The 10,168-nt window shown below is 67.8% G+C and carries 12 protein-coding genes and 1 pseudogene; 8 read left to right on the top strand and 5 right to left on the bottom strand.

Annotated features, from left to right (window positions below):
* Positions 1–30 precede the first annotated feature (30 nt).
* The gene (locus TY51_RS02750) at positions 31–1,161 is read right to left on the bottom strand and encodes an alkane 1-monooxygenase (protein WP_042245557.1); all 1,131 of its coding nucleotides are present in this window, start codon (positions 1,159–1,161) and stop codon (positions 31–33) included.
* A 9-nt stretch (positions 1,162–1,170) separates the two neighbouring features.
* Positions 1,171–2,195, bottom strand: a pseudogene (locus TY51_RS02755) (A/G-specific adenine glycosylase).
* A gap of 85 nt (positions 2,196–2,280) precedes the next feature.
* On the opposite strand from TY51_RS02755, the gene TY51_RS02760 reads away from it, so the two are divergent.
* The 3 genes from TY51_RS02760 to mscL all read left to right on the top strand — a co-directional run bounded on the left by TY51_RS02760 (position 2,281) and on the right by mscL (position 4,023).
* Positions 2,281–2,805: a DUF721 domain-containing protein gene (locus TY51_RS02760; RefSeq protein ID WP_042245560.1), complete on the top strand. Its 525-nt coding sequence runs from the start codon at positions 2,281–2,283 to the stop codon at positions 2,803–2,805.
* Between the two features lie 30 nt (positions 2,806–2,835).
* Positions 2,836–3,459, top strand: coding sequence for a DsbA family protein (locus TY51_RS02765; protein WP_042245562.1), 624 nt, complete (start codon positions 2,836–2,838; stop codon positions 3,457–3,459).
* Positions 3,460–3,576: 117 nt separating this feature from the next.
* Positions 3,577–4,023: a large conductance mechanosensitive channel protein MscL gene (gene mscL, locus TY51_RS02770; protein WP_042245565.1), complete on the top strand. Its 447-nt coding sequence runs from the start codon at positions 3,577–3,579 to the stop codon at positions 4,021–4,023.
* A 3-nt stretch (positions 4,024–4,026) separates the two neighbouring features.
* On the opposite strand, the gene ald is transcribed toward mscL, so the two are convergent.
* Positions 4,027–5,145: an alanine dehydrogenase gene (gene ald, locus TY51_RS02775; RefSeq protein ID WP_042245568.1), complete on the bottom strand. Its 1,119-nt coding sequence runs from the start codon at positions 5,143–5,145 to the stop codon at positions 4,027–4,029.
* 134 nt (positions 5,146–5,279) lie between these two features.
* Here ald and TY51_RS02780 point away from each other — a divergent pair, with 134 nt between their 5' ends.
* Positions 5,280–5,741: an Lrp/AsnC family transcriptional regulator gene (locus TY51_RS02780; RefSeq protein WP_042245592.1), complete on the top strand. Its 462-nt coding sequence runs from the start codon at positions 5,280–5,282 to the stop codon at positions 5,739–5,741.
* A gap of 69 nt (positions 5,742–5,810) precedes the next feature.
* Positions 5,811–6,515 carry a hypothetical protein gene (locus tag TY51_RS22410; protein WP_052649695.1) on the top strand — a complete coding sequence of 235 codons (705 nt, stop codon included), beginning with the start codon at positions 5,811–5,813 and terminating at the stop codon, positions 6,513–6,515.
* Positions 6,516–6,601: 86 nt separating this feature from the next.
* Here the strand turns inward: TY51_RS22410 and rpsU are convergent, their stop codons facing one another.
* The gene (gene rpsU, locus TY51_RS20735; protein WP_081994671.1) at positions 6,602–6,808 is read right to left on the bottom strand and encodes a 30S ribosomal protein S21; all 207 of its coding nucleotides are present in this window, start codon (positions 6,806–6,808) and stop codon (positions 6,602–6,604) included.
* Between the two features lie 92 nt (positions 6,809–6,900).
* Between rpsU and TY51_RS02795 the strand changes: the two genes are divergently transcribed.
* Together TY51_RS02795 and TY51_RS02800 are read left to right on the top strand one after the other, a co-directional pair.
* Positions 6,901–7,554 carry a COQ9 family protein gene (locus tag TY51_RS02795; RefSeq protein WP_042245574.1) on the top strand — a complete coding sequence of 218 codons (654 nt, stop codon included), beginning with the start codon at positions 6,901–6,903 and terminating at the stop codon, positions 7,552–7,554.
* A gap of 10 nt (positions 7,555–7,564) precedes the next feature.
* Complete coding sequence (locus tag TY51_RS02800) at positions 7,565–8,551, top strand: NAD(P)H-quinone oxidoreductase (protein ID WP_042245577.1); 987 nt, start codon at positions 7,565–7,567, stop codon at positions 8,549–8,551.
* Here the strand turns inward: TY51_RS02800 and TY51_RS02805 are convergent.
* The gene (locus tag TY51_RS02805) at positions 8,548–9,183 is read right to left on the bottom strand and encodes a ribonuclease T2 (protein ID WP_042245598.1); all 636 of its coding nucleotides are present in this window, start codon (positions 9,181–9,183) and stop codon (positions 8,548–8,550) included. The genes TY51_RS02800 and TY51_RS02805 overlap by 4 nt on opposite strands.
* A 186-nt stretch (positions 9,184–9,369) precedes the next feature.
* On the opposite strand from TY51_RS02805, the gene TY51_RS02810 reads away from it, so the two are divergent.
* Complete coding sequence (locus TY51_RS02810) at positions 9,370–10,125, top strand: DUF1013 domain-containing protein (protein WP_042245580.1); 756 nt, start codon at positions 9,370–9,372, stop codon at positions 10,123–10,125.
* Positions 10,126–10,168: the final 43 nt, after the last annotated feature.

The raw sequence follows: 10,168 nt of genomic DNA on the forward strand, positions 1-10,168 counted from the left end.
CGATATTTCCGGGCGCCTGCGGCAGGCGCGCTACAGCGCGTTGCGGGGCATCGGCAGCGTGCCGTGGTTATAGTCGGTCCAGTCGGTGATTTCCGGATAGAACTGCCGCCGCCAGGCGCGCACGCGGGGGTTCATCCGGCGGCGCCACAGCGGCGGGATCATCGCCAGCACCGTCATCGCCGGATAGCCCATCGGCAGCTGCGGCGCCTCGTCCGCGCCATAGGTCTGCAGCAGCGGAAAGCGGCGGTCGGGCTTGGTGTGGTGGTCGGAATGGCGCTGCAGGTTGATCAGCAGCCAGTTCGTCGCGGTGTGGCTGGCGTTCCAGCTGTGGCGCGGGCGGACGGGTTCATAGCGGCCCTCTCCCAGATGCTTGCGCGACAGCCCGTAATGTTCGACGTAATTCGTCAGCTCCAGCTGCCAGATGGCGATCAGGGCCTGGAACAGGAACAGCCCCAGACCGGTCCAGCCCCCCACCGCGACGGCCAGCACCAGCATCGTCCCCTGCAGCGCGGCATAGCGCCAGAAGGGGTTGCGGCGGTCCCACGGGCTGCGGCCTGCGCGGGCCAGAAACCGCGTCTCGGCTCGCCATGCGCTGTGGGGGCCGTCGACCAGAACGCGGGCAAAGAATCGGTGGAACCCCTCGTTATAGCGGGCCGAGACGGCGTCGCGCGGGGTCGATACCCAGCTGTGATGCACCAGCAGATGTTCGGTGCGGAAGTGCGAATAGAGGACCGAGGCCAGCAGCAGATCCCCCAGCCAGCGTTCCGCGGGCGTCTTCTGGTGCAGCAGTTCATGCGCATAGACGATGCCGACGCTGCCCGACATCACCCCGATGGCAAAGAACAGGCCAAGCGATTCCCACCCGGTCAGGTGGTCCGTCCGCCCCGCCAGCCACAGGCAGGCCAGCATCGTGGCCGCCTGCAGCGGGAACCAGATCAGCGTCACGGCGCGGTGCCAGAACAGCTGGTCGGTGGCGGTATCGGGGTCGGGATTGGCCTCGTTCAGGCCCAGCATGCGGTCCAGCACCGTGGTCAGATACCACGCATACACCGGCACGATCAGCCACCACATCCCACCACCCCAGGCCGCCAGCGCGACCAGGGGGATCAGGGCGACGGACAGCCAGAAAGGCGCCGCGGCGGGGACGGGGGCATGGCTCATGCGCCGATGCTAGCGTTGCAGATGCGGTTGCGCCATATCCCATGCCTTGCGCATCAGCCCCGGCAGGCATCGCGGTCGATCTGCCGCAGGGGGACCAGTTCCCCGCGCGTGGGATTGCCGGTCAGGTCGCCCAGCAGCACGGTCAGATCAAGCGTGAAATGCGTGAAGACATGGCGCACGGTCCCCAGGTCGCGCCAGTCCGCGGGCCCCGGCGGGGGCATGTCGCGCCCGTCCCACTGCGCCGACGGAAAGGCCAGCGTGCCGCCCAGCAACCCCTTGGGAGGGCGATGTTCCAGCACCAGCGCGTCGCCCTGACGTGCCAGCCAGACCACGCCCTGACGCGTGGGCTTGGCGGCCTTTGGCGTCTTGCGCGGCAGTTCGGGGGCGATCCCCTGCGCGCGGGCGTCGCAATGCGCCTGGACGGGACAGATGACGCAGGCGGGGTTGCGGGGCGTGCAGAGGGTCGCACCCAGATCCATCATCGCCTGCGCGTAATCGCCGGGGCGGGCCTCCGGGGTCAGGGTATCGGCCAGCGCCACCAGTTCCGGTTTCGCGCGGGGCAGGGGTGTCTGGACCGCGAACAGCCGCGACACCACGCGTTCGACATTGCCGTCCACCACGGTTTCCACCCGGTCAAAGGCGATCGCCGCAATCGCCGCCGAGGTATAGGCCCCGATCCCAGGCAGGGCCGTCAGCCCGTCGCGCAAGTCCGGAAAGCCGCCCCGGTCTGCCACTGCACGGGCGCAGGCCAGCAGGTTGCGGGCGCGGGCGTAATAGCCAAGGCCCGCCCATTCGGCCATCACCCGCGCATCGTCGGCCGCTGCCAGGTCCTGGACCGTCGGCCATAGCGCGGTGAAGCGCAGGAAATACGCCTTGACCGCCGCGACGGTGGTCTGCTGCAGCATCACCTCGGACAGCCAGATGCGATAGGGGTCGGCGGGGGCGCCGCCGGGCGGCACGCGCCAGGGCAGGCTGCGGGCATGGCGGTCGTACCAGTCCAGCAGGTCGGGGGCGATCACCTTGCTTTCACGCAATTATGTAAGCCTTTGCAAAAGGGCGCGCTTTCATCCGGGGGGATGGCTGGCTAAGAATGGCCGGGTGATAGCAGCAAAGGCGCCCATGGCCCACCCGTCCGACGCCCCAAAGACCCGGATCCGTCGTCGCAGCCGTGGCTTTCAGGCGGCGGCGACGCTGCTGGCCGACCGCGTCCAGAAGGCGGCCGAGGGGCGGGGATTCGCGGTGACCCGCCTGCTGACCAACTGGGCCGAGATCGCCGGCCCGCAACTGGCCCCCGTCACCCGCCCGGTCCGCATCAGCCATGCCCGCAACGGGCTTGGCTCCACGCTGACCTTGCTGACCACCGGCCCCATGGCGCCCATGGTCGAGATGCAGCTGCCCAGGCTGCGCGACCGGGTCAACGCCTGCTATGGCTATAACGCGGTCAGCCGCATCACCCTGACCCAGACCGCCGCCACAGGCTTTGCCGAAGGGCAGGCGGCCTTTTCCCATGCGCCCCGCCCGGACCGCGCGCCCGATCCCGCGATCGTGGCGCAGGCCCAGGGGGTGGGGCAGCAGTTCTCCGATCCGACCTTGGCCCAGGCCATGGCGCAACTGGCGATGAACGTCGCCAGCCGCCGGACCTGACATGACATGCACGACCTGAAAGGACTTTCCATGTTTCTGCGATTTGCCGCCACCGCCGTCGCGATGACCCTGGCCGCCCCCGTTCTGGCACAGGATGCCGCCGCCACCCCCGAAACCCTGCCCGACATCGCGCAGGGCGCCGAGGACGCGCCCCTGACCATCGTCGAATATGCCAGCTTCACCTGCGGGCATTGCGCGAACTTCCACAGCGACGTCTATCCGCAGCTGAAGGCGGAATACATCGACACCGGCAAGGTCCGCTTTGTTCAGCGCGACGTCTATTTCGACCAGCCGGGCCTGTGGGCCGGAATCCTGGCGCGCTGCGGCGGTGACGACAAGTTCTATCCCGTGTCCGGCATGCTGTTTGACGAACAGGAACAGTGGCTGGCCGGCGGTTCGGGCGACGAGATCGCGACGAACCTGCGTCGCATCGGCCTCAAGGCCGGGATGACCGAGGATCAGATGACCGCGTGCTGGGAAGACACCGCAAAGGTTGAACAACTGATCGCGACGTTCCAGACGAACGCGACCGCCGACGGGGTTGAGGCGACCCCGACCTTCATCATCGACGGGGAAAAGGTGTCGAACCAGCCCTGGGACAGCATGAAGGAGATCATCGACACCAAGCTGGCCGAGGCCGCCCCGGCGGAGTGACGCATTGCCCCGCAGGGCCCCGTGACGGGGTCCTGCACGCGCGCGATTGATTTTCGTCCGGCATGGTCGCAGGATCGGCGGGCGCGGAATTGACGCGCAGCACGGGGAGAGTGTGTCATGATTCAGGAATTCAAGACTTTCATCGCCCGCGGCAATGTCATCGACCTTGCCGTCGGCATCATCATCGGCGCGGCCTTTACGGCCATCGTCAATTCGCTGGTCGTCGACCTGATCAACCCGATCCTGGGTCTTATGACCGGCGGGATCGATTTCACCGACAAGTACATCGCGCTGTCGGGCAACGTCCCGGACGGGGCCAGCCTAGCCGCCGCCCGCGATTCCGGGGCGGCGATCTTTGCCTATGGCGCCTTCGCCATGGCGGTGCTGAACTTTCTGATCGTGGCCTGGGCGGTGTTCCTGCTGGTCAAGGGCGTCAACCGCCTGCAGCGCACCGTCAAGCGCGAGGAGGAGGCCAAGGAAGCAGTCGCCCCCTCCGGCCCCAGCCAGGAGGAGCTGCTGGCGCAGATCCGCGACCTGCTGGCCGACCGCACCAGCCCGGCCTGACGGCTACAGCCCCAGCATCGATGCCGGGGTGACGGCCTCCAGGCCCAGAGCCTCGCCCACCGGGGGCGAGGTCAGCTGGCCCTCGTGCACCGACAGGCCGGCGCGCAGATGCGCGTCGTCGGTCAGTGCGCGGCGCCAGCCCTTGTCGGCCAGGGCCAGCAGATGCGGCATGGTCACGTTGCCAAGCGCCTGCGTGGCGGTGCGCGCCACCGCGCCGGGCATGTTCGCCACGCAATAATGCACGATCCCGTCGACGTCATAGATCGGGTCCTGATGCGTCGTCGCGCGCGACGTCTCGAAACAGCCGCCCTGATCGATCGCCACGTCCACCAGCACCGCGCCCTGCGGCATGGTCGACAGCTGGTCGCGGGTGATCAGCTTGGGCGCGGCCGCGCCGGGGATCAGGACCGCGCCGATGACCATGTCGGCGGTGCGGATCGCCTCGGCCGTGGCGGCGGCGCTGGCGAATTGCGTCGTCAGGCGGCCCATGAAGATGTCGTCCAGATAGGACAGGCGGGGGACCGACCGGTCCATGACCGTCACGTTGGCACCCATGCCGACGGCCACGCGCGCCGCCGCGGTGCCCACCACGCCGCCGCCGATCACTACGACATTCGCGGGCCGCACGCCGGGCACGCCGCCCATCAGCACGCCGCGCCCGCCATTGGCCTTTTGCAGCGCCCATGCGCCGACTTGGGGGGCCAGGCGGCCTGCAACCTCGGACATCGGGGCCAGCAGGGGCAGGCCGCCGCGGGCATCGGTCACCGTCTCATAGGCGATGGCGGTCACGCCGCTGTCCAGCAGGTCGCGGGTCTGGTCCGGGTCGGGCGCCAGATGCAGATAGGTGAACAGGATCTGGCCGCGCGCCAGCATCCGCCGTTCGGCGGCCTGCGGCTCCTTGACCTTGATGATCAGCTCGGCCTCTCCGAAGACGGTCGCCGCGTCGGGGGCGATCTGCGCGCCTGCATCGATGTAATCCTTGTCCGCGAAGCCGGCGCCCTGGCCCGCGCCGGACTGGACCAGCACGTCATGGCCGCGCAGCACGGCCTCGGCCGCGGCGGCAGGGGTCAGGCCGACGCGGAATTCCTGCGGCTTGATCTCGGTGGGGCATCCAATCTTCATGGTCTCTCCTCCCAGAGGTGTGGTCCGATGATGCCCCGTCCGGCCCGCAAGGTGCTGCGAACCTGCCCCTGATCGGCGCATCATCTGCGAAGAAACCACTGGCATTTTCCGCCATGTTCGAAGAATCTGCCGGTATGGCCGAACTTGACGCAACAGACCGACGAATCCTGTCCCTGCTTCAGGCAGAGGGGCGAATCAGCAATGCCGAACTGGCGCTGCGGGTGCATCTGTCCCCCTCTGCCTGCCACAGGCGTGTGCAGCGGCTGGAGGAGGCGGGCGTCATCTCGGGCTATGTCGCGCTGCTGGATGCACGCGCGTTGCGGCGGCAGACGACCGTGTTCGTGGAGATCACCCTGTCGGGGCAGGCGGACGAGGTTCTGGACGCCTTTGAACGCGGCGTGCGCACCATTCCCGACGTGCTGGAATGCCACCTGATGGCGGGCACCGCCGACTATCTGCTGAAGATCGTGGTCGAGGATACGGACGATTTCGCCCGCATCCACCGCCAGCACCTGTCGCGCCTGCCGGGGGTCGCCCAGATGCATTCCAGCTTTGCCCTGCGCACGGTGTTCCGCACCACCGCGATTCCGGTCTGATCGCCGGTCAGGGAACCCTGCCGGCCTGCATGTGCGTTATCCTGTCAGACAGACAACAGGAGACGCACGATGTTGAAGACTCCGTTCAAGGCCCTGCTGATGGGCGGCCAGATTGCCGCAGCCAGCCTGATGGCCACCACCGCCATCGCCCAGACCACCCAGATCGAGACCCCGCAATCGACCGTTATCGTCCCCGATGACGCGCTGGAGGAATCGCCGTCGGGCGGGTTCATCGCGGAAAGCGATTATCCCCGCTTCGAGAGCCTGGAAAACTACGAGGCGATCGCCGAGACCCTGTCGGATCAGGGCTATTCCGACATCTATATCCAGCGCGAGGGGCCGATCCTGACGGTCACCGCACAGCGCGCCGGCGTGCCGACCGAACTGGTCTACAGCACCGCCAATGGGCGGCTGGTGTCCGTCGACGGTGTCGAGACGCGCCCCGATGCCGAACCGTCGTCCTCCGGCGACCAATCGGATCAGGCCGGCGCCGACGCGCCGGGCGATGCGGACGGCGGTGATGCCGACGACGGCGGAACCGATGACGGCACGGATGGCGGCACCGGAGACGATGGTGCCGATGACGGCGGGTCTGACGATGGCGGTGCTGACGGTGGCGCGGATGGCGGTGCCGATGGCGGTTCTGACGGCGGTTCGGACGGCGGTGCCGATGGCGGCGATTCGGATGGCGGGTCGGACGGCGGTTCCGATGGTGGTGATTCGGATGGCGGTTCTGACGGTGGATCCGATGGCGGGTCCGACAGCAACGGCTGATCGTGCCCCGGGTCGATGCCTGACAAAAGAAAACCCCCGCGGCATGGCGCCGCGGGGGTTATCAAATGACACAAGATCGCGTCGTCTTACAGCGCGCCTTCGCGCTGTGCCTTTTTACGGGCCAGCTTGCGGGCACGGCGAACGGCCTCGGCCTTTTCACGGGCTTTCTTGACCGACGGCTTCTCGAAATGTTGCTTGAGCTTCATTTCGCGAAAGACACCTTCGCGCTGAAGTTTTTTCTTCAGAGCACGGAGCGCCTGCTCGACGTTGTTGTCGCGAACATTGACCTGCATGTGGTTGTCACCACCTTCCTAGGTTAGAGTTGATAGATTGCAGGAAGCGTCCCCCTAACAGCGGCGGGCGCAAATGTCCAGACGAGGTATGCATGACCCACACCGACCGAGACGCGCTGCTGGATGCCGCACTGATCCATGTTCCCTTCGAGGGGATGAACGAACGGGCGCTGGCCGCCGGCGCGCGCGACATCGGCATGGATGCGGCCCTGATCCGGGTGCATTTCCCGCAGGGCGGTGCCGGGCTGGCCGCCGCCTATCATCGGCGCGCCGACCGGACGCTGCGCGAGACGCTGGCCGCCACGCCGCTTGAGGGGCGGTTCCGCGACCGCGTGGCCCAGGCCGTTTGGCGGCGGCTGGAACTGTCGGACCCCGAACTGGTGCGCGCCGGTGCCGCGACGCTGGCCCTGCCGCAGAACGCGGGTCTTGCCGCGCGGCTGGTCTGGGAGACGGCGGACGTGATCTGGACCGCCTTGGGCGATCGGTCGCAGGACGTGAACTGGTATTCGAAACGCGCGACGCTGACGGCGGTGATTTCGGCGACGGTGCTGTTCTGGCTGGGTGATGATTCCGAAGGTCGCGCCGACACCCGCGCCTTCATCGACCGCCGCATCGACGGCGTGATGTCGGTCGAGACGGTCAAGGCGCGCCTGCGCAGCCTGCCCGGCGCTTCCAAGCTGGCCGATGCCGCCCTGGGCTGGATCCGCGCGCCCCGCGACCGGGCGCTGCCCGGCAAGACCCGATAAGGACGACCGCATGTTTCCCGACCAGATGACCGCCATCGAGATCGCCGGCCCCGGCGCCGCCGATCAGTTGCGCGCCACCACCCGGCCCGTGCCGGTGCCCTGCCACGACCAGATCCTGATCAAGATCGCCTATGCAGGCGTGAACCGGCCCGACGTGCTGCAGCGATCGGGCAGCTATGCCCCGCCGCCGGGCGCGTCCGACCTGCCCGGGCTGGAGGCCTCGGGAGAGATCGTGGGGCTTGGCGCGGGCGTCACGCGCTGGAAGAAGGGTGAACAGGTCTGTGCCCTGCTGCCGGGCGGCGGATATGCGGAATACGCGGTCTGCCACGCAGATCACGCGCTGCGCATCCCCAAGGGCCTGACCCTGCGCGAGGGCGCGTGCCTGCCCGAAACCGCGTTCACCGTCTGGTCGAACGTGGTTCAGCGGGGCGGTCTGACCGGGGGCGACCGCTTTCTGGTGCATGGCGGCACGTCCGGGATCGGCATGATGGCCATCCAGATCGCCCACGCGCTTGGTGCGCGCGTCTTTGCCACCGCCGGCAGCGACGACAAATGCGCGGCCATCACGGCGCTTGGCGCCACCGCCATCAACTATCGCAGCCAGGATTTCACCAAGGTCTTGGCCGAGGCGGGCGGTGCGGACCTGATCCTGGACATGGTCGGGGGCAGCTATATCCCGCGCAACATCAAGTCGCTGGCCCAGGACGGACGGCTGGTCATGATCGCCTTTCTGGAGGGCCCCAAGGTCGAGCTGAACTTTGCCCAGATCATGGTGAACCGCCTGACCATCACCGGATCGACCCTGCGCCCGCAATCCGACGTCGCCAAGGCCGAGATTGCCGACCAGATCCGCAAGCAGCTGTGGCCGATGATCGCCGCCGGGTCGGTGGCCGTCACCATCGACAGCGAATTCGCGCTGGCCGACGCGGCCGACGCGCATCGCCGGATGGAGAGCAGCGACCATATCGGCAAGATCGTCCTGAAGGTCGCGGGCTAGCGCACTGCCTCGATCAGCAGCCGGGGCGCGTCGCAGTCGCGGCGCGCGTCCGGCGCGCAGGTGCGCGGTTCCAGATCGCGGGTCAGGCAGATCCGAACCTCGGTCAGGGCGCCGTTGCGGCAGGTGATCGTGACGCCGTCGGGCTCCAAGCCGGGGTTCGCCTCCAGGAACGCCTCCTCGATCACCGCGGGCGGGGCCGCGACGTCGCGGGCAAGGTCGTCAAGCACCGGCGGGATCACGATGTCCCGCGCCGCCTGGCGGGTCGCGTCATAGTAACCGGCGGCCGACAGCCCGCTGCAGCGGCCGTGTTTCTGCCACTGGTACCAAGCCAGGCCGCCGGACCCCATCACATCTGCCATCGCGGCACTGTCGCGGCGCGACGGATCGCGTTCGCGGGTCGTGCAATCCTGCGGCCAGCCGCGGTCGTATTGGGGCCACAGCCCGTGCACGGTGAAATCGCGCGCCGTGCCGTCGCGGCATTCGGGGGCATCACGGTCGTCGCCCGTCGTGCTGCACCAGGTCGGCTGCCAGGACAGCGCCAGCACATAGTAATCGAACCGCCCCGCGACGTCGCGGGCGGCAAGGGGCAGGGGGGTCAGCAGGACCGCCAAGGTCAGGAACAGGATGCGCATCCTGCGACAATAGCGACGCCGCGCGGGCATGCACCGGCAATCGTGCGAATCCTCTTTTCCCCGGCCCCTGAAATCGGTATACGACCTGCCAATTCCCCCCGAAAACGAGGAATGGCGCAAGCCGAAGCCGTTTTTCCGGCCCTCATCCCCATGTTCGGGACCAAGAGACACGCGAAGGAGACTGACATGAGCAAGCCGCTGATGGCCAAGGCCACCGCCGTCTGGCTGGTCGACAACACGACGCTCAGCTTCAAGCAGATCGGCGATTTCTGCGGTCTGCACGAGCTTGAGGTCCAGGGCATCGCCGATGGCGACGTGGCCGCGGGCGTCAAGGGCTATGACCCCGTCGCCTCGAACCAGCTGGACCCCGAAGAGATCAAGCGCGCCGAGGGCAGCCCGATCTATCGCATGCGCCTGAAGCACAACCCTGCCGCCGATGGCGAGGAAAAGCGTCGCGGGCCGCGCTATACGCCGCTGTCCAAGCGTCAGGACCGTCCTGCGGCGATCCTGTGGCTGGTCAAGTTCCACCCGGAGCTGGCCGACGCGCAGATCGCCAAGCTGGTCGGCACGACCAAGCCCACGATCGCGTCGATCCGCGAGCGGACCCACTGGAACAGCCAGAACATCCAGCCGATCGACCCGGTCGCCCTGGGCCTGTGCCGCCAGACCGAACTGGACGCCGCCGTCCAGAAGGCCGCCAAGAAGAAAGCCGCCGAGGGTGGCGTGATGACCGATGACGAACGTCGCAAGCTGGTCAGCACCGAGACCTCGCTGGCCATGTCGGAAGAGCCGCGCCTGCCCAGCTCGATCGCCGGACTGGAAAACTTCAGCCTGTCGCGCGACGAGGACAAGCCCGAGCGCGAGCTGGACAAGGACACGTTCTTCAACCTGCCCGACACTGATGACGAAGACGAAGACGACGACAGCACGCCGCGTCGCTGATCCTGACCATCGATGATGCAAAAAGCCGGGCAATTGCCCGGCT

Source organism: Paracoccus sp. PAMC 22219, assembly GCF_000787695.1.
Classification (GTDB): Bacteria; Pseudomonadota; Alphaproteobacteria; order Rhodobacterales; family Rhodobacteraceae; genus Paracoccus.